At 65.1% G+C, this 18,577-nt stretch carries 19 protein-coding genes and 1 pseudogene; 5 read left to right on the plus strand and 15 right to left on the minus strand.

The features are described 5' to 3' along the window. From YUU_RS49930 to YUU_RS0102460, 3 genes and pseudogenes are all read right to left on the minus strand, one after another. Positions 1 to 184: pseudogene (locus YUU_RS49930) on the minus strand (IS5/IS1182 family transposase); the annotation flags it as partial. Positions 185 to 362: 178 nt separating this feature from the next. Further along, positions 363 to 710, minus strand: coding sequence for a hypothetical protein (locus tag YUU_RS0102455; RefSeq protein WP_027520921.1), 348 nt, complete (start codon positions 708 to 710; stop codon positions 363 to 365). A 116-nt stretch (positions 711 to 826) separates the two neighbouring features. After that, positions 827 to 2,359, minus strand: a complete 1,533-nt coding sequence (locus tag YUU_RS0102460; RefSeq protein ID WP_027520922.1) for an acyl-CoA carboxylase subunit beta — start codon at positions 2,357 to 2,359, stop codon at positions 827 to 829. A 146-nt stretch (positions 2,360 to 2,505) separates the two neighbouring features. Between YUU_RS0102460 and YUU_RS0102465 the strand changes: the two genes are divergently transcribed. Together YUU_RS0102465 and YUU_RS0102470 are read left to right on the plus strand one after the other, a co-directional pair. Then, positions 2,506 to 2,910, plus strand: a complete 405-nt coding sequence (locus YUU_RS0102465) for a DUF4260 domain-containing protein (RefSeq protein WP_027520923.1) — start codon at positions 2,506 to 2,508, stop codon at positions 2,908 to 2,910. Positions 2,911 to 3,104: 194 nt separating this feature from the next. Next, positions 3,105 to 3,698, plus strand: coding sequence for a hypothetical protein (locus tag YUU_RS0102470; protein ID WP_027520924.1), 594 nt, complete (start codon positions 3,105 to 3,107; stop codon positions 3,696 to 3,698). On the opposite strand, the gene YUU_RS49935 is transcribed toward YUU_RS0102470, so the two are convergent. The 6 genes from YUU_RS49935 to YUU_RS0102500 form a co-directional block, all read right to left on the minus strand. Beyond that, positions 3,695 to 5,068 carry a serine hydrolase gene (locus YUU_RS49935; protein WP_051389597.1) on the minus strand — a complete coding sequence of 458 codons (1,374 nt, stop codon included), beginning with the start codon at positions 5,066 to 5,068 and terminating at the stop codon, positions 3,695 to 3,697. The two genes, YUU_RS0102470 and YUU_RS49935, sit on opposite strands and share 4 nt — an antisense overlap. A 14-nt stretch (positions 5,069 to 5,082) precedes the next feature. Further along, positions 5,083 to 5,739 carry a carboxymuconolactone decarboxylase family protein gene (locus YUU_RS0102480; protein WP_027520925.1) on the minus strand — a complete coding sequence of 219 codons (657 nt, stop codon included), beginning with the start codon at positions 5,737 to 5,739 and terminating at the stop codon, positions 5,083 to 5,085. A 79-nt stretch (positions 5,740 to 5,818) separates the two neighbouring features. After that, positions 5,819 to 6,631: a class D beta-lactamase gene (gene blaOXA / locus YUU_RS0102485; RefSeq protein ID WP_027520926.1), complete on the minus strand. Its 813-nt coding sequence runs from the start codon at positions 6,629 to 6,631 to the stop codon at positions 5,819 to 5,821. A 67-nt stretch (positions 6,632 to 6,698) separates the two neighbouring features. Beyond that, positions 6,699 to 6,962, minus strand: coding sequence for an EscU/YscU/HrcU family type III secretion system export apparatus switch protein (locus YUU_RS0102490; protein ID WP_027520927.1), 264 nt, complete (start codon positions 6,960 to 6,962; stop codon positions 6,699 to 6,701). Next, positions 6,959 to 8,596 (minus strand): flagellar hook-length control protein FliK, encoded by a 1,638-nt coding sequence (locus tag YUU_RS0102495; RefSeq protein WP_027520928.1) that lies wholly within the window; start codon positions 8,594 to 8,596, stop codon positions 6,959 to 6,961. The genes YUU_RS0102490 and YUU_RS0102495 overlap by 4 nt, the downstream gene beginning before the upstream one ends. A 55-nt stretch (positions 8,597 to 8,651) precedes the next feature. Then, positions 8,652 to 9,446, minus strand: coding sequence for an ATP12 family chaperone protein (locus tag YUU_RS0102500; protein WP_027520929.1), 795 nt, complete (start codon positions 9,444 to 9,446; stop codon positions 8,652 to 8,654). Positions 9,447 to 9,520: 74 nt separating this feature from the next. Here YUU_RS0102500 and YUU_RS0102505 point away from each other — a divergent pair, with 74 nt between their 5' ends. Further along, positions 9,521 to 9,967 (plus strand): hypothetical protein, encoded by a 447-nt coding sequence (locus YUU_RS0102505; protein ID WP_027520930.1) that lies wholly within the window; start codon positions 9,521 to 9,523, stop codon positions 9,965 to 9,967. Positions 9,968 to 10,138: 171 nt separating this feature from the next. On the opposite strand, the gene YUU_RS0102510 is transcribed toward YUU_RS0102505, so the two are convergent. The 4 genes from YUU_RS0102510 to YUU_RS0102525 are packed head-to-tail and all read right to left on the minus strand — an operon-like array spanning position 10,139 to position 14,471. Then, a complete protein-coding gene (locus tag YUU_RS0102510) occupies positions 10,139 to 10,453 on the minus strand; it encodes a hypothetical protein (RefSeq protein ID WP_027520931.1) in 315 nt (104 codons plus the stop codon). 31 nt (positions 10,454 to 10,484) lie between these two features. Continuing rightward, positions 10,485 to 11,681, minus strand: a complete 1,197-nt coding sequence (locus YUU_RS0102515) for an RluA family pseudouridine synthase (protein ID WP_027520932.1) — start codon at positions 11,679 to 11,681, stop codon at positions 10,485 to 10,487. A gap of 52 nt (positions 11,682 to 11,733) precedes the next feature. Continuing rightward, positions 11,734 to 13,068, minus strand: a complete 1,335-nt coding sequence (locus tag YUU_RS0102520) for a replication-associated recombination protein A (RefSeq protein ID WP_027520933.1) — start codon at positions 13,066 to 13,068, stop codon at positions 11,734 to 11,736. Continuing rightward, the gene (locus tag YUU_RS0102525) at positions 13,065 to 14,471 is read right to left on the minus strand and encodes a DegQ family serine endoprotease (protein WP_027520934.1); all 1,407 of its coding nucleotides are present in this window, start codon (positions 14,469 to 14,471) and stop codon (positions 13,065 to 13,067) included. Before YUU_RS0102525 ends, YUU_RS0102520 begins: the two co-directional genes overlap by 4 nt. A gap of 317 nt (positions 14,472 to 14,788) precedes the next feature. Between YUU_RS0102525 and YUU_RS0102530 the strand changes: the two genes are divergently transcribed. After that, entirely contained in the window at positions 14,789 to 16,402 is a 1,614-nt protein-coding gene (locus tag YUU_RS0102530) for an OprO/OprP family phosphate-selective porin (protein ID WP_027520935.1), read from the plus strand. A gap of 41 nt (positions 16,403 to 16,443) precedes the next feature. On the opposite strand, the gene YUU_RS0102535 is transcribed toward YUU_RS0102530, so the two are convergent. Further along, complete coding sequence (locus YUU_RS0102535) at positions 16,444 to 16,821, minus strand: helix-turn-helix domain-containing protein (protein WP_027520936.1); 378 nt, start codon at positions 16,819 to 16,821, stop codon at positions 16,444 to 16,446. A gap of 124 nt (positions 16,822 to 16,945) precedes the next feature. Between YUU_RS0102535 and YUU_RS0102540 the strand changes: the two genes are divergently transcribed. Further along, a complete protein-coding gene (locus YUU_RS0102540) occupies positions 16,946 to 17,959 on the plus strand; it encodes a zinc-binding alcohol dehydrogenase family protein (RefSeq protein ID WP_027520937.1) in 1,014 nt (337 codons plus the stop codon). Positions 17,960 to 18,058: 99 nt separating this feature from the next. On the opposite strand, the gene YUU_RS0102545 is transcribed toward YUU_RS0102540, so the two are convergent. Continuing rightward, entirely contained in the window at positions 18,059 to 18,565 is a 507-nt protein-coding gene (locus YUU_RS0102545) for a hypothetical protein (protein ID WP_245287933.1), read from the minus strand. Positions 18,566 to 18,577 lie beyond the last annotated feature (12 nt).

The following is an 18,577-nucleotide window of genomic DNA, read 5'->3' on the forward strand; positions in this document are numbered from 1 at the left end:
CAACATAGGCCCAGATTACCCGCACAGGATGATCCTGCCCGATCAGGCTGTCGATATCGACCGCCCGCAATTCGACCTGGTCGCGCAAGGGCTCACGCAGCCGAGGTGCTCCCCGCGGCACTGCTTCGGTTCGTGGCGCCGACTGTTCCGGCAACTCGCCAAAAAGTCTATCGTCAGCCATCATTCTCTCCAGCAAATCAATCTGCTTAGAGAATCATATCCACCTGACGCTCGATACGAAAAGAGTCACAGCCTCGTAGGGTGGGTGGAGCGTAGCGATACCCACCATCTAGTCGCGCGAATATCATTGATGGGTATCGCTTCGCTCCACCCATCCTACGCACCGTGCACGTGGCAGCGCCTCACATCAGCTTCATCGGCGTATCGTGCACCACGCGCAGATCGATCCGGCTGATCAACTCCGCCCGCAGCGCCTCGGCAGCACCGATGGCGTCATCGGTCTGGCGCAATGTGCTGATGTTGGAACCGAGCGATACGATCCCGCCCAAGACCAAGGCGATCGATCCGAGTGCGGCGACCTGTCCCGATCCGATCAGGCCGAGTATCGTGACGAGCAACAATGCGGCGCCGCCTGCGATCGCTATCTTCGAAGCCAGAATGAATTTGCGGCATCGTTCGGCGATCTCGGCAAGCGCCTCGATCCGTGCTTCGATGTCTGAAATCTCGTCGGTTGGATCGTCTTCGGTCATCGGATTCAGGATCGAGTCCGTAGAGTGGGTTAGCGAAGCGTAACCCACCGACGCTTTGACACGCGGTCGATTCAGCTGGTGGGTTACGCTTCGCTAACCCACCCTACGCTTCCCGCTCACAACGGCAAATTGTCGTGCTTCTTCGCGGGGATTTCGACCTTCTTGTCCTTCAGCATCGCCAGCGCCCGCGCGATCCGGCGACGGGTCGAGTGCGGCATGATCACGTCGTCGATGTAGCCACGCTCCGCCGCGATGAACGGTGAGAGGAAGCGGTCCTCGTATTCCTTGGTGCGGGCGGCGATCTTGTCGGGGTCACCGATGTCGCTGCGGAAGATGATCTCGACTGCGCCCTTGGCGCCCATGACGGCGATCTGGGCGGTCGGCCAGGCGTAGTTCATGTCGGCGCCGATCTCCTTGGACGCCATGACGTCGAAGGCGCCGCCATAGGCCTTGCGGGTGATGATCGTCACCAGCGGCACGGTGCACTGCGAGTAGGCAAACAGCAGTTTCGCGCCGTGCTTGATCAGGCCACCATATTCCTGCGCGGTACCGGGCAAAAAGCCCGGGACGTCGACGAAGGTGACGATTGGGATGTTGAAGGCGTCGCAGAAACGGACGAAGCGCGCCGCTTTCCGCGAGGCATCGCTGTCGAGCACGCCGGCCAGCACGATCGGCTGGTTGGCGACGAAGCCGACGGTGCGGCCTGCGATGCGGCCGAAACCGGTGATGATGTTCTTGGCAAAGGCCTCCGAGATCTCGAAGAAGTCGCCCTCGTCCACGACCTTCAGGACCAGCTCCTTCATGTCGTAGGGCTTGTTCGGATTGTCGGGGATCAGCGTGTCCAGCGACATGTCGATGCGCTCGATGGAATCGAAGCTCGGCCATTCCGGCACGCCGTCGCTATTGTTCGAGGGCAGGAAGTCGATCAGGCGGCGCATCTGGAGGATCGCCTCGACGTCGTTCTCGAAGGCGCCGTCGGAGATCGAGGAGCGCGTGGTGTGCACGGAGGCGCCGCCGAGCTCTTCGGCGGTGACCACCTCGTTGGTCACGGTCTTCACGACATCGGGGCCGGTGACGAACATGTAGCTGGTGTTCTTCACCATGAAGATGAAGTCGGTCATCGCCGGCGAATAGACGTCGCCGCCCGCGCAGGGGCCCATGATGACGGAGATCTGCGGGATCACGCCGGAGGCGATGACGTTGCGGCGGAAGACATAGGAATAGCCCGCAAGCGCCGCGACGCCCTCCTGGATGCGCGCCCCGCCGGCGTCATAGAGGCCGATGATCGGCGCCCTCGCCTTCATCGCCATGTCCTGGAGCTTCGTGATCTTCAGCGCGTGCGTCTCTGACAGCGAGCCGCCGAACACGGTGAAATCCTTGGCGAACACGAAGGTCTTGCGGCCGTTGACGGTGCCCCAGCCGGTGACGACGCCATCGCCCGGCACCTTGCTCTTCTCCATGCCGAACTCGATGGAGCGGTGCTCGACGAACATGTCAAATTCCTCGAACGATCCCTTGTCGAGCAGGAGCTCGATGCGCTCGCGCGCCGTCAGCTTGCCGCGGGCGTGCTGCGCCTCGATGCGCTTCTCCCCGCCGCCGAGCTTGGCGCCGGCGCGACGTTCTTCAAGGGCGTCCAGGATATGTTTCATTTGCTCCCGCCAGTTCCTAAGGTGCGATTGGCTGCGGGTTCTAACACGGCATTTTGCGCGCCGGAAAGCCGCTTTGCGCATGCCCGCCGCGCCCGGACGGGCTAAAAAGCCCAAGGAATTACAGGGGCCTACCCCAGGAGATTCAGATGGACGATGCAGTCACAGCAACCGGCGAGGTGACCGGCGGCGTCAAGGTCCTGCTCCGGCTGGAGGGGCTGACGCTGTTTGCTGGCATGGTGCTGCTCTATGCGGTCTGGGGCGGGTCGTGGCTGGTGTTCGCCCTGCTCATCCTGGCGCCGGATCTGAGCTTCCTGGCATACCTCGCCGACAGCCGGTCGGGCGCAATCGTCTACAATGCCGCGCACAGCTACATGATCCCGGTGGCGCTGCTGACGGCGGGTTTTGCGCTGGAATGGCCGCTCCTGCTCTCCATCGCGATGATCTGGCTCGCCCATATCGGCATCGACCGGGCGCTGGGCTACGGACTGAAATATCAGGCAGGCTTCGGCTTCACCCATCTGGGGCGGATCGGACGGATGGGGAAAGGGTGAATGGCCGGCCCGGGCTGCGCGTTTCCCCGCGATTTGAGCCTCGGGGCGGATTGACCGATTCAGCCGATTCAGGCTTGTTTCTGACGACGATCAGCGCCGATGGGTTCGCGTGAGCTTTCAGTCGGTACGGCGGCGGTCAGTAGGCTCGATGTCTTCTTCGGCTGTTTTTTTGACCCCGCTCCCAGGCATCACGGATGTCCGCCACGGTCGTATCCCTGCCGCCCCAAACCGGTGACGAAACCGTCGATTTCCTGCGGCGGATGGCCAGCATGGTCTCGGGCCGCAACGGCGAGATGCTGATGCGCGCCGCGGCCACGATCGAAGAGCTGTCGCAGCGGGCAATGTCGGCCGAACAGCTCTATCGCCGCCAGCTCGACGCGAGCACGCGCAATGCCGAGCTGCGCGAGGTCGCCGAGGTCACCTCCGACGGCCTGTTGCGGGAGGTCGAGGCGTTGCGCGCGCAGCTTGCGGAGATCACTGCGACCAGCACGAGTGAGCGCGCGCAATTCGAGGCGGAGCGCGCGCGGATGCTGAAGCTGATGCAGAACGCCGAAGCCCATGTCGCCGATGTGACCGCCGAGCTCGACGCGCTCCGCAAGTCCGTCGACCCCTTCAACGAGACCGCGGTCACTGTCCCGATCGCGATGCTTCGGCTTGCCCGCGCGCAGTTCGACATCCTGTCCGACGGCTTTGCCAAGAACGGCGACGTGATCTCGCGCACCATCAGCGAGATCGGCGGCTGCGCCATCGACCAGGCGCTGGCGGCGAAGAAGACGGCAGATATCTAGGGCACGCGCCGCCCGCGCATGTCCTTGCCGTTCTGGTGCAGCGTCAGCATCGGCGCGGCGCCGTCCTCGGGCTTGGCAAAGGTGAGCTGGGCGTCGACAACGCGGTAGAAGAAATCCGTCTCGCTCTCGGCGAACACCTCGTATTCGGCCTGCCCGGTCGCCTGCACGTAGAGATGAGCGCCGTCGGCACGCACCGTCAGCACGAAGGTCGGCACGATCTGGTAGCGGCCCACATAGGCCGCGAGCAGCGCGGGATCGACGGAGACCTCGCGCCTGATCTTCGGCGGCGGATAGGCCGTGTTGATCATGTTCAGCGCGAACGAGGTATTGGCGGCATAGTCGCTTGCATTGGAGAGCAGGATGGATGCCTTCCCGGTCCTGGTCGAATAGCCGATGAAGGTCGCGTAACCGCCGGTGCCGCCATCCTTCCAGATCACCTCGTCGTCGAAGCGCAGGCTGGTGAACCAGCCCATGGCGACGTCGCGCTGAGTTTCTCTTGGACGCCGCACGGACAGCGTCATCTTCATGGCGGCCGAGAGCGGCGTCTCACGCGCGCCCTGGTAGGCTTCGACGAACTTGAAAAGGTCGTTCAAGGTCGAGCGCAGCGCGCCGGCGCCTGCGAGCACATCGAGGTCCCAATTCGCCACGGGTGCCAACGCCGTATTGTGGCCCTGCGCCAGGCGCTCGCGCATTGCGGCCGAGAGCGTGATCCGCGTGTCGTCCATGCCGAGTGGCGCGCAGATGCGCGAAGTGACAAGTTCCTCGTAGCTCTTGCCGGCGCGCAGTGCCAGGACGTGCCCGAGCAGGCCGAAGCCGAGATTGGCGTATTCGTAGTGCTTGCCCGGCGTGTAGGCGAGCTTGTGGCTCGACAGGAAGTCGTAGAGCCGATCGGCGGTGTAGTCGGCGTAGGGGTTGGTGGGGTCCTTCGGCGCAAAATTGTCGGGCATGCGCGGCAGGCCGGAGGTGTAGGTCGCAAGATCGAGAAGCGTGATCGGCACGCCCTGGTACTCCGGCATCCTGACCCGCTCGGGCAGAAACTTTGCTGCGGGATCATCCAGCGCCACCTCGCCCCGCCCCACCATCTCGGCCAGCAGCAAGGCGGTGAAGACCTTCGTGATCGAGCCGATCTCGAAGACGGTGTCGGCATCAAGCGGGCGATCGTTGGCGGCACCGGATCGCCCATAGGCCGCAGCGATGCGGCGGCCGCCGTCGATGCGGCCGGCGACGAGTCCCATGGTCTCGTGGCCGGCCTCGATATGGTCCTTGAGCAAGGCCGCGAGCTCCTGCTCAGGCGACGACTGCGCATGCAGCCGCGCACCGCCAAGGAGAAGTGCGGAGCCTCCGAGCAGAAGCGAGCGGCGATGCAACATGCCCCGTCTCCGCTCTACGGCTCGCCGGGCTTGAACGGCTCTTCCTTGCCCGGCGGCACCGTCTCCTCGGCCATGGCAAGCAGCATCGCGACCATCACGTAGTTGCCGGCGACCGCTGTGAGATCGACGATCTGCTGATCGTTGAAGACCTTCTTGGCCCGCACGTAAGTCTCGTCCGCGACCTTCTTCGTCGTGGTGAGCTCTGTAACGAAATCGTAGACCACCGCCTCCTCCTCGCTCATCGTCGCCGGCCGCTTGTTGGTCTTGAGCTCGGCGATCAGCGCGGGCGAAAGCCCCGCCTTGGCCGCGATCGGCGCATGCGCGAACCATTCCACCTGCGAGCGCCACTGCCGCGCGATGACGAGGATGGCAAACTCGTTCAGCCTGGCCGGGACCGAGGTCTCCCAACGCAAATAGTAGAACAGGTCGAACAGGCGCTGGCCAAGCACGGGGCTGCGGATCATCGGATTGTAGGGACCGCCGATGCCCACGCTCGAGACCTTCATGATCTGCTCGCCCAGCGGCCTCTGCTTCTCATCGAGCTGATCCATGGTGAGCTGCGGGAAGCGCGGCTCCCTGCTGGTGGCGGGGCCTGCGAACATCGTGGCGGCGAACCAGCCGCCGGCCGCGGCGAGCGTCAGCGATGACAACCAGAGCGGCGTTGAATTCATGCTGTCCTCCCGGCCTGTTTTTCTTGTGTGGCCGAGAGGATGCTAGTCGAGCGGCGCGAGGTACGCCAGCGGCGCGACGTTAGATTGCGCCGATATCGGCAAGGCAGGCTTGCGTGAGCGTCATGCGGTCGGCGATGTGGCGCGGCTCGCGGCAATCCATGTTGAGCGCGAACACGGTGCGCGCGTCGTCCTTCTCGGCCCAGCCGACCATCCAGCCGAGCGAGCCCTGCTCCTTGCCCGTGAGGCCGGATTTGGCACGGATGATGGAGGCGCCGACTTTCGTCACCGGCAGGATATCGCAGACGAGATCCTGGCTACGTTTCGAGATCGGTAGTGCGCGGCGACGCAACCGATCGACGAAGTCGATCTGGTCCATGGGATCGATGCGCAGGTTTCCGGTCAGCCAGAACTGATCAATGCCGCCGCCGATGTCGCGATTGCCGTATTCGAAGAGGTCGACATATTGCTGCATCCGCTCCTGGCCGATGCGACGCGCGATCTCCTGATAGACCGGCACCGCGCTGACCGCGATGGCGCTGCGCAGGGTGTGATCCTTGTTCCAGGCCTCGATGTCGCGCTTCACGCCGTCCCAGGGAAAGACGTCCTTGTCCACGTCCTGCACCACGCCGGTCTCGAGTGCTATCAGCGAGTTCGGGATCTTGAAGGTCGAGGCCGGCAACCGCGGCTCGGCGGAGCGCTCCTTGTCGCTCAGGATGATCATGTAGTCGTCGGTCTTGTAGCCGACGAAGGTCCCGGCCGTGTCGGCATCCGCAAAGCGCTTCGCAAGACTGTCGCGGACTTCGCTGAGCGGCGGCGCGACATTGGCGAGCGCCCGCGACGGCAAGATGGCGCTAGCTGCGAGAAGGCCGAGGGTGGAGCGACGGGTCAGCAAAGCGGTATCCGTTCAATGATCTGGTGCGACAGTGCAGCCGATTTCGTGGTGAAACGATGACAGCGTTTCAACGCACCCGGCCTGACAGCCGCAGCACGAACACCAGCACCTCGGCGACGGCCTTGTAGAGATCCGGCGGAATCTCGTCGCCGAGCTCGACCTTGGACAACGCGCCGGCTAGCACCTCGTTCTCCTCGATCGGGATGTGATGGGCCTTTGCCAGTTCCACGATCTTGGCGCCGATCGTGCCCTTGCCCTTGGCAACGACCCGTGGCGCACCGCTGCCCTTCTCGTAATGCAGGGCGATGGCGAGCTTGCTCTCCTCGCTCATGTCGCGCGATCCAGAAAGTGCCCGGCGCGGGCCGGCTGAGGCTGCGGCGGCGTGCCGTCGCGGATCACGATGTCGCCGGGCTTGAGATCGGCCTTGGCCAGCGCCTGGCTGAGCTCGCCGGCGCCGTCGCGCAATTGCTGCGCGGTGGTGGGGCGTTCCGCCCACATCCGCACAAAAGTCTTGTCGCCGTTGAGCGTGATCAGGGCATGCACGGGGCCGGCCGGCTCGACGTTGAGCGAGAAGCGCGCGCGCCAGGCTTTCTTGGCGGGATCGGACTCGCTGCCGCCGCCGTCGCGCGAGATCTCGAACTGCGCCATTGCGGTGCCCTGCGGGGTTGCGAAGGGAATTTCGAAACTCCACTGCGGCACCGAGGGATCGACACGGTGGCCGCTGGCATCGACGCGATCCGGAAGCGATGCGACCTGCAACAGGGTCTGCCGGGCGATCGCGGCATCGGTATCGTCGAGCAGCCGGTGCACGGTCTGACTCAGCGGAGCATCCGATACGAGCGCGGCCGTTGCGATCGCCTGTGGCGACGGCAGCGCACCGCGGAATGGCGGCGGCGCGGTCACCGCACGCGGCGTGACGTCGAGGCTGTGAGCGTCCGGCAAAGCGGCTTTGGGCGTCGCGAATGCGGTGCCCATCGCATGCGGCAACTCCTGCACGACTTCCTGGAGCAGGCTCAACGCGACACTGGGTGACACTGCGCGCGGCAGCGCGCCTTCGGTCAGGGCCTCGGCGAGCGCGGCGGCTGCGATATTGGCGCCGCGCGGCGCTTGCGGCGCCTGGCCCGAACCGGCTTCGGGTGACAGCGGGGGCGCCTGCGAAATCTCGCCCGCGATGTGCTCGAGCGACGTCACGGCCCGCGCGACGGCCGCAGGCGCGGCGGGAAGCGCGGTTGCCGGTGCCGCCGCTTGCGGCACGGAGGTTTCAAGCGCGCCCGACGTTGCCGCCAGCGTCTGGCGCAGCACCAGCAGTGCCGCCTTCAGATCAGGAACGCTGCCGCTTGCTGGCGTCAGCCCTGATGCCAGCGAGGCCTCGAGGAAGAGCCCGGATTTCTGGAACGCGGACTCGATGTCGCCACCGTCGAGCTGCGGGCTGAGTGGTGTCTGCTGCGCCAGCACGCCCAGCACGGCCTGCTTCAGCCCGGCCGGCAGGTCGCTGCCGGTGACGACCGAGGCGAGATTGGCAAATAGCGGCGCCTGGCTGCCCTGCCTGGTCACGGCCTCAGTGGAGGCCACCGAGACGGCGATCTGCTCGAGCGGCGTAAGGAGATTGCGCGCAGCGGTCGCGGACGGCGCGAGCGTGGGCGCGTCGGTGAGCGTGACCGCACCTGGCGTCAGCGTGACCTGATCGGTCACCACCCCGCCTGCCCCGTTGACGATGGCAAGCCGCACGGTGCCGTCGTTCTGCGACACCGCGAGCTGCAGGTTCTGGCCCGGCGACAGCGCCACCTCCGACATCACGTCGATCGAGAGGTTGGCGATCGCGATGCGCACGAGATTGTCGGCCGTCACGCTGACGACCTTGGCATCGACGACGGAGCCCGCCTGGAGCACGAGCTCGGGCGTTGCCGCATCGGCCACGGAGGTGGCGGCACTGACTGATACGATCGAGCTTATCGGCGTCGGCATGTTTTCAGGGCCCGCGGAACGCGAGCAACCCTAGCCGTCCGTCGTAAACCTCTCGTTAAGGACCTTGCGTCGGGAGCCCGTTCACGGCCTCTAGGACCGTCACCGCCGCAGCAAAATCCTTCAGCCGGGCGGCCCGGCGGTCGGCCGCCTCCTCGTCCACCCCCCAATGGTCGGCGTTCCAGTCCTCGTCGACATGGGCGGCGGCCCAGACCTGGTCGGCGTCGCGCGCCCGGTGCGCCAGGGCAAGGGCCAGCAGCGCCGAGCCCGTCAGCGTGGTGATCACGTGCAGCGCCGCGACCGACCAGGGATCCCCGGGCAGGGCCGCCCGCGCGGCTGCGATCGCCTGCTCCGGCTGGCTCACATGCATGATGCCCTCGGACAGGATGAAATGCGCGCCAAGCGTCTCGGCCGCCCAGAACAGCACGGGGTCCCAATGCGCGGCCTCGCGCGCCACCAGGCCCTCGGGATGCCCGGCGCGATAGAACAACAGGTCGGACTGGAAGTATTTTGCGAGGTCGTCGGTGACGAGATCGACGCGGTCGACCACGCCCTCGACCACGCTGTTGGCGAGCCGCGTCAGCGGCATGGTCATGGGGTCGATCGTCTCCGCCTGGCCCGCCCATTCCGCGGCAACCGCGTCGGCAAGCAGCTTTGCGGGGATGACGACCTGGCGGCCGGACGGCGTCTTGATCGGCCTGCCGTCGAGCGTGATGGCAAAGCCGCCCTCGGCTTCCGCGACGTCCGCCACGGCATAGAAGCGCTTGCGCGAGGGCGCACGGGAGGCAGCCCGCACGGCTTCCTGCGGATCGACCGGAGACTGGCCCGCAACCTCATCAAACAATTCACGCATTCGGTTTTCGCCCACGTTCCCTGGATGCTAGCCTTCTAAAATAAGTCCGGCGGCTGATAAAGCGAGCGGCAGGCATGAAGGAAATCACGGGCATTTTGGCCCTGTTCGCCGGGTTCTGGCCGGCCATCGCCGAGGCTGGTTTCCGCTCGCCGGAATCGCTGGTGCGCAACGTCTATGCCCATTACGGCCGGGGTGCGCCGGAGCTCTCGAAGGGCCTGCCGCGGGATGCCCCGACAGCGCGCCAGTTCTTCGACCCCAGCCTGCGCAAGGCCTGGAGCAGCCCGCGGAGCGAGCCGTACGATTTCCTGGTGCAGAGCCCGACCTGGACGCTCGGCCCGGTCGCGATCTCGGTGCTCCGTAAGCAATATGACAAGACCTATGTCGCAGCGCTGTTCGACAATAATGGCCGCCGGGTGACGCTGAACTTCATCCTGGTCAACGGGCCGGAGGGCTGGCTGATCACCGACGTCGAGAGCCCGCATGACAGCCTGCGGATGTTTCTGGAGCAGTTTCGGAACTGATGGCATCGCGAGTGACGCAGTCTGCCTCGTAGTCGGTGTCGTCCTGGCGAAAGCCAGGACCCATACCGCGTGATCCATCGAGAGGACTTCGCGGCCAGTACCGACCACCTTACTAAGTCCTGGGGTAATGGGTCCTGGCCTTCGCCAGAACGACATTGAGGAAGCAACTATCTATTGGTTCGCGCACATGCGCGAATATGTGCCACGATCGGCGGGGGTTAGGCCTGCACCGGCGGCATCATCGAGGCATTTGCTGATGCGGTCGCCGAACGAGGGCCGCGGCGGCTGCCTGTAATCGTAGCTCGGCCGCGCATTGATCTGCGGGACTTTCGGTATCTCGATCTTCGGCGGTGGTGGCGGAGGGGGCGGCGGCGGCAGCAACCGCGGCGTGGCGCCCGGCATCAGCGTCTGCGCGAAGCTGCCCGGCCCCGCCGAGAGCGCGGCTAGAACCACCAGGACGGATAGCGTGGCCTTCATGGAGGACATGTCGTGCTCCTCCCGTAGTCCCGCAACCGGATTACTCTTCCGGCGCGTTCTCGATCGGATCAAATCTTGTTGCGTCGAGGCCAAGCAGGTTCCACGACTGCTGCATGTGCGGCGGCAGCGGGGCGCTCGCGTCGATCACCCCGCCGCGCGGGTGCGGAATGACGATCCGGCGCGCGAGCAGATGCAGCCGGTTTTGCAGGCCGCCCGGCAATTCCCAGTTCTCGATGTTGAAATATTTGGGATCGCCGATGATGGGATGGCCGATATGGGCCATGTGGGCGCGAAGCTGGTGAGTGCGCCCCGTCACCGGCTTCAACGACACCCAGGTCAGCTTGTTGCCGGCGGTCTCGACCACCGCATAGTAAGTCACCGCGTGGCTCGCGCCCTCGTCACCATGTTGGGCGATGCGCATGATGGTGTCGTCCTCGCTCTCCTCTTTCGCAAGGAAGGTCGAGATGCGGCCCTGCTTCGGCTTCGGCAGACCCGGCACCAGCGCCCAATAGATCTTGCGCGCCGAACGCGAGCGGAAGGCGCCGGTGAGATGGGTCGCGGCAAAGCGTGTCTTCGCGATCAACAGGCAGCCCGACGTGTCCTTGTCGATGCGATGCACCAGGCGCGGCTTCTGCCCCTTGGCGTCGCGCATCACCTCCAGCATCTGGTCGATGTGCCGCGTGGTGCCGGAGCCGCCCTGCACCGCGAGCCCGGCCGGCTTGTTGAGCACGAGGACGTCGTCGTCCTCAAAGAGCGTCATCTCCTTGAGCGCGGCAAGCGTTTTTTGCGCGGCTTCGGAGAGCGCGCCGGGAGCTTTCGGCGTGTCCAGCTTCAACGGCGGAATGCGGACGCTTTGCCCCTCCTCCAGCCGGTCCTTGCTATCGACGCGCTTGCCGTCGACGCGCAGCTCGCCTTTGCGCACGACGCGCTGGATGTGAGAGAACGACAGCCCCGGGAAACGCGCTTCCAGAAAGCGGTCGACGCGCATGTTGTTCTCGTCGGCCGTCACGGTGACGGTCTGCACCTTGGTCGGCAGCAGCGTCTCGACGGGTTTTGCCGGCGCCGGTTCAGGCGCGCGCCGCTCCGCGCGCTCGGACGCGAACCGCGGCTTTGAGCCCGGCTTGCCGCCGGGCCGTGGTCCCGCCTTGTGCGCGCTGCGCGCCTTGAACGGACGCGCCTCCTTGCGCTCGTCGCGCGAACGGGGCTTCGGGTTGGTTCTCTTGATGCGGCGGCTCATGCTTGCCTGCGTAGCCTAAAAGCGGCTTCTCGTCACGACGAAATGGCCGTTATCAACGCGAGCCCCGCTCCTTCCGCAGCTTCGCCCAGTACTCGAGCCGCTTCCTGATCTCGCGCTCAAAGCCGCGCTCGGGCGGGTCGTAGAAGGTCTGGCGTCCCAGGGCTTCCGGAAAGTAGTCCTGGCCGGAGAAGGCGTCGGGCGCGTCGTGGTCGTACTCGTAAGTCGCGCCGTAGCCTTCCGACTTCATCAGGCCGGTCGGGGCGTTGAGAATGTGCTTCGGCGGCAGCAGCGAGCCGGCCTGTCTTGCGGTCTGCATCGCGGCGCCGAAAGCGGTGTAGACCGCGTTCGATTTCGGCGCGGTGGCAAGATAGACCACCGCCTGCGCGATCGCGAGTTCGCCTTCGGGATGGCCGAGAAAATCGAAGGCGTCCTTCGCCGCATTCGCGATGACGAGCGCCTGCGGATCGGCAAGCCCGATGTCCTCGACCGCCATGCGCACCACGCGCCGCGCCAGGAACAGCGGGTCCTCGCCGGCGTCCAGCATGCGCGAGAGATAATAGAGCGCTGCGTCCGGATCGGAGCCGCGCACGGATTTGTGCAAGGCCGAGATCAAATTGTAGTGGCCATCGGCGGACTTGTCGTAGATCGGCGCGCGGCGCTGCAAAATGTCCTGCAACTGCGCGGCGGTGAAGATCTCGCCGGCGCGCGCCGAGCGCCAGACTTCCTCGACCAGCGTCAGTGCGGCGCGGCCATCGCCATCAGCCATGCGCGCCAGCGCGGCACGCGCCTCCGCATCCAGCGGCAGCTTCTTGCCCTCGACCGCCTCGGCATGCGTGAACAGCTTTTCGATCGCGGCCGCGTCGAGTGAATGAAACACCAGCACGCGGGCGCGTGAGAGCAACGCCGCGTTGAGCTCGAAGGACGGATTTTCGGTGGTGGCGCCGACCATCACCACCGTGCCGTCTTCCATCACCGGCAGGAAGGAATCCTGCTGCGCGCGGTTGAAGCGATGCACCTCGTCGACGAACAGCAGCGTGCCCCTGCCCATCTCGCGGCGGGCGCGCGCGGCGTCAAAGGCCTTCTTCAGGTCAGCGACGCCGGAGAACACCGCGGAGATCTGCTCGAAATGCAGGTCGGTCGCGTCCGCGAGCAGCCGCGCCACGGTGGTCTTGCCGGTGCCGGGCGGTCCCCAGAACACCAGCGAGCCGAGCGTGCGCGTCTCCAGCATGCGCGTCAGCGCGCCGTCGGGGCCGAGAATGTGGTCCTGGCCGACCACCTCCGACAGCGCGCGCGGGCGCAGGCGGTCCGGCAGCGGATGCGGGGCATCTTGATCGAGCCCCGCCGCGGCAAAGAGCGTTGGCGTCTCCTGTGGTCGCTTCGCGCTCATCCGCCGAGCGTGACGTTGATCTGCTGGCCGCCGCGCACCAGCGTGATGCGCCAGAGCCGCGCGGACGCGCCCGCCAGCTTCTCCAGATCGCTGGTCTGGCCGATCTTCTGGTTGTTGACCGAGAGGATGATGTCGCCCTTCTGGAAGCCGACGCCGGCGGCCGTGGTGCTGTCGCCGATGTCGGTGATCACGACGCCTTCGGTGTCGCCATCAAGATGCAATTCGTCGGCGACCGCCGGCGTGATGGACGAGATCTTCGCGCCCTGGAACGGCGAGCGCGCGGTGATCACGAGCTCATTTCGGCCGGTGTCAGGAGCGGTCTCAAGCTGCACGGTGAGCTTGACCGGCTTGCCGGCGCGCTGCACGTCGAGCTGCGCAGTACCGCCGAGCGGACGGGTGGCGAGGCGGTAGTCGAACGCATTGAGATCGTCGATCGCCTGCCCGTCGATCGCGACGATCAGGTCGGAGGATTTCAGGCCGGCCTTCGCCGCAGGCCCGTTCGGCACGACGCTTGCGACCAGCGCGCCGGTCGGCGAGCGCAGGCCCAGGCTCTCCGCGATGTCGGGCGTCACCGTCTGGAGTCGTGCGCCGAGCCACGGCCGCTTCACCGCCTTGCCGCCGCCCTTGGCGGTAGCAACGACGACGCGAACCATGTTGGCGGGGATCGCAAAGCCGATGCCCTGCGAGCCGCCGGAGCGCGAATAGATCGCGGTGTTGATGCCGGCGAGCTTGCCGCTCACGTCGACCAGCGCGCCGCCGGAATTGCCGGGATTGATCGCGGCATCGGTCTGGATGAAGAACTGGTAGTCGGTGATGCCGACCTGCGTGCGCGCGAGCGCCGAGATGATGCCGTGGGTCACGGTCTGGCCGACGCCGAAGGGGTTGCCGATGGCGAGCACGACGTCGCCGACCATCAATTCATCCGAATTGGTGAAGTCGAGCGTGGGAAATTTCTCCTTGGTATCCTTCAGCCGCAGCACCGCCAGATCGGTGCGGGAATCCTTCAGCAGGATCTCGGCCTCGAACTCCCGCTTGTCCGAGAGCGACACCTTCACCTGGTCGGCGCCCTCGATGACGTGGACGTTGGTGACGACGAGGCCCGAGGGATCGACGATGACGCCGGAGCCGAGCGAGCGCTGCATCTGCTCGGGCTGCTGGCCCGGCACGCCGAAAAAGCGGCGGAAAATCGGGTCATCCAGCAGCGGGTTGCGGTTCTGCACCATCTTGGCGGCATAGACGTTAACCACCGCCGGCTGCACCCGCTGCACGATCGGCGCATAGGACAGCTTGAGTTCCGCCGGAGACGAGGGGACGCGACGATCCTGCGCGACGGCGGGATTGAGACTGCCCAGAAGGGTCATGCAGCTTGCGGCAATAACAGTGGCACGGATCAATCGAAACATTCCTACCTCTCGGAAAAGACGCCGGAATATAGGCATGTTCGACCGTCAATAGAAGGGCGCGAGCCGCCAATATTCGCCCCCTTTTCTCTCCCGCCCGGGCATGCAAGCCCCGCGCGAAGGGCGGCCATTTTGCGGCTGCCGCGGGATTGGCATGACGCCCATCATCCCCCAAAGTGGATGGAGGCACGATTCGGTTGATGCGAATCTGCATCAGTGGGAACCGGCAACCGTGGCACGTTTCGTCGCGGAGTAGTCATCAAGCGCTCGTACGACTCTCCGTGATGGTGGGGACGTTGATCAATAAGGGAGTGGATGACGTGAGCAGAAGAAGATTTGCAAGCGTCGCGCTCGGCCTCGCCGGCGCGCTCGCGGTCTCGCAAAGCCATGCGCAATCGGCAAACAGCAGCGAACAGGAGATCGCGCTTCTGAAGCAGCAATTGAAGCTGCTCGAGCAGAAGCTCGACAAGCTGCAAAGTCAGACCGCGGCGAACACGGCGGCCACGGCGAGAGCCAAGGCCGAAGCGAAGGCCGAGGCCAAGGCCGAAGCGAGGTCGGAGGCAAAGGCCGTTGTCGCCAATGCCAATGCCGCCATTCCGGTCAAGGGCCCGGTGGCTCCGTCCGGTGTCGTCGTCACCATGCCGAACAACCGGCCGACGATATGCACTGCGGACGAACAGAACTGCGTTGCGATCACGAGCCGCGTGCACTGGGATGTCGGCGGATACAACTACCGCCCGAACACGGCGGCGACGGTGCCGCAGGTGCTCGATAGCGGCGAAAATCTCCGCCGCGCGCGCATCGGCGTCGTCGGCAAGTTCTTCGGTGATTGGAATTATGCGCTCGTCTACGACTTCGGCGGCACCTCCGACGGCTTCGGCGGCGCGGCTGCTGGATCACTTCCGGGGGGCGCCGTCTCCGGCGTCGAGAACGCCTATCTGAGCTACACGGGATTGAAGCCCTTCGGCGGCAAGATGGCGATCGAGGCGGGCATCATGGATCTGCCCTACACGCTCGATGAGGCCACCAGTTCCAATGACATCTTGTTCATGGAGCGCGCCTCGGCCGGGGTGATCGCGACCAATATTGCTGCCGGCGACTTCCGCTCCGCCATCGGCGCGCGTTGGTGGAACGACGTGCTCTGGGCGGGAGCTTACGTCACCGGTCCGGCAACGGGCGCCATCCATTCGGCGTCCAGCGTCTCGCCGAACGGCACGACCGAACAATATGGCGCGGTCGCGCGTGTCGCTGGTCAGGTCGTCAGCGGAAGGGATTACTCGCTGCATCTCGGTGCCGACGCCGAATGGCTGATCCAGCCGCCGCGCAATCTGGTGACGAGCGCGCAGACGCTCACGCTCAGCGATCGTCCGGAACTGCGCATCGATCCGACGGTGCTAGCGACGACCGGCGCGATCGCCAACGCTTCCGGCGCACAGGTCTACAGCGTCGAAGCAGCGGCGACCTATGGACCACTGATCCTCCAGGGCGAGTACTTCTGGTTCAATGTCGATCGCAGCGCCAATACAGGCCTGCCGCCCTTCGGTGCACCCAGCGTGAAATTCCAGGGCGGCTATGCCCAGGCCGGCTACGTGTTGACCGGCGAGACCCACAACTACAATCCGGCCAGCGCCTCCTACGGCGGCATCAAGCCGGCGCATCCGTTCTCGCTCGATGGCGGCGGCTGGGGTGCGTGGGAGATCGCCGGCCGTTACTCGACGATCGACCTCAACGACCAGTTGGGCACGGCGACCGGCATCGCCGGCGGACGGCAGACCGTCTACACGCTTGCGCTCAACTGGTACGTCAATGGCAACGTCCGCTTCATGTTAGACTACCTGCATGGCAACGTGCCCAAGCAGGCCTCACCTGTGTCCACGGCGGATGTCGGCTCGAAGTTCGACGCGATCGCCATGCGCACGCAGGTCGCGTTCTGACGCAATACATTCCAGGAGCGGCACTGCCGCTCCCGGAAACGCTAAGCCGCGCGTTTCGGCTTCTTCACGACCACCGGCGGCGGCGCGCAGGACAGCCGCGCCTGGTGGCTTTCACCCCAGGCTTTCAGGATATCGATCACCGGCCGCAGGCTCTCGCCGAGCTCGGAGAGACAATATTCCACCCGCGGCGGCACTTCCGCATAGACCTTGCGGATGACGAGCTTGTCTTCCTCCAGCGCGCGAAGCTGTTTCGTCAGCATGCGCTGGGTGATGCCGGGCATCAGGCGGCGCAATTCGCCGAAGCGCTGCGTGCCGCCCTGGAGGTGATAGAGGATCACGCCCTTCCATTTGCCGTCGATCAGGTCCAGCGTCGCCTCGACCGAGCAGCCGGGGCGCCGGGCGAAATTGCGTCGTTTCATGCGTGTTTTGCCCAATAGTATCCAAACAGGGACTATATCCCCGTTTTTACAGTACTTGCAAAATCGGAACATCCCGGACACTTAACCCGGCAGGCGATCTCACCATCTGATGGAGACCGGAGACATGAAGGCCGTCGGCTACAAAAAATCGCTTCCGATCGAGGATCAGGAGTCCCTGATCGATTTCGAAACCGCAAAGCCGGAGCCGACGGGGCGCGATATCCGCGTCGCGGTGCAGGCGATTTCGGCAAATCCGGTCGATTACAAGGTGCGCAAGCGCGCCGCCCCGCCCGAGGGCGAGGTCAAGATTTTGGGCTATGACGCGGCCGGCGTGGTCGATGCGGTCGGGCCTGATGTCACGCTGTTCAAGCCGGGCGATGAGGTGTTCTACGCTGGTTCGATCCTGCGCCAGGGAACGAACGCGGAATTCCATCTGGTCGACGAGCGCATCGTCGGCCGCAAGCCGAAATCGCTCTCATTCGCGCAGGCGGCGGCCCTTCCCCTCACCTCCATCACCGCGTGGGAATTGCTGTTCGATCGGCTCGGCGCCGTGCCCGGCAAGAGCGTCGATCCGCGCACGCTCCTGATCACGGGCGGCGCAGGTGGCGTCGGTTCGATCCTGATCCAGCTTGCGCGCCGCCTCACCGGCCTCACGGTGCTGGCGACCGCGACGCGGCCGGAATCGCAGAAATGGTGCCTCGATCTCGGCGCGCATGCGGTGATCGATCACGGCAAGCCGATGAAGGAGCAGATCGAGAAACTCAAGCTGCCGCCGGTCGCGCTGGTGGCGAGCCTCACCTTCACCGACCAGCACTACAAGGCGATCGCGGAATTCATGGCGCCGCAGGGCAGGTTCGGCCTGATCGACGATCCCCCCGAATTCACGATGGGCGTGTTCAAGGGCAAGGCGATCTCGGTGCACTGGGAATCGATGTTCACGCGCTCCTCGTTCCAGACCGCTGACATGATCGCGCAGCATCACCTGCTCGATGACGTCAGCGATCTCATCGACAAGGGCGTACTTCGCACCACGCTCGATCAGACCTTTGGCACGATCAACGCGGCCAACCTCAAGCGCGCGCATGCGCTGCTGGAGAGCGGCAAGTCACGCGGCAAGATCGTGCTCGAGGGGTGGTAATCGCTGTGTAGGGTGGGTTAGGCGAAGCCGTAACCCACCTCTTCTGGCACCGCGTCGACACAAGTGGCGGGTTACGCTACGCTAACCCACCCTACGCCTCTACTTCGCTTGGGCGGCCGTCTGGAGCGCCTTCCAGTCGAATTTTTCGGCGAGCGCAAGCCCTTCCTCCTCGGTGAGGCCGTCAAAGGAAAGGTTGAACAGCGCGTCCTTGCCCAGCGCCACGATGAGCGTGCCTGATTTCTGCGGGTTGTTGTAGTTCTTGAGCACCTGCATGCCATGCATGGTTGCGGACATGACGTGGCCGTCGGGCGTCTGAATGTTCATTCCGCTCTGGATCGGCGCCATAGCTCCGGTGGCCGCCTGCCCGACCATGACCGCAGCTTGCAGACGCGCCGAGCCGCGCGTGTATTCGCGCGTTGCCGTGGTCATGCTCGTGTCGGACATCTGCATCGACATGCCGTCCGGCTTCTTGCCGTCCAATCCGGCTAGGTCGACCAGGAGCGGCAGCAGCCGCTGAAATGGCTGGTCGGCGCGTGACGGCGAAAGCGGCCACAGGATCACTAGGGCAACGAAGAAACAAAGAATCTTGAATCGTGACTGAAACATTCTCTTCTCCCG

The sequence above is a fragment of the Bradyrhizobium sp. Ec3.3 genome, from assembly GCF_000472925.1.
GTDB lineage: Bacteria > Pseudomonadota > Alphaproteobacteria > Rhizobiales > Xanthobacteraceae > Bradyrhizobium.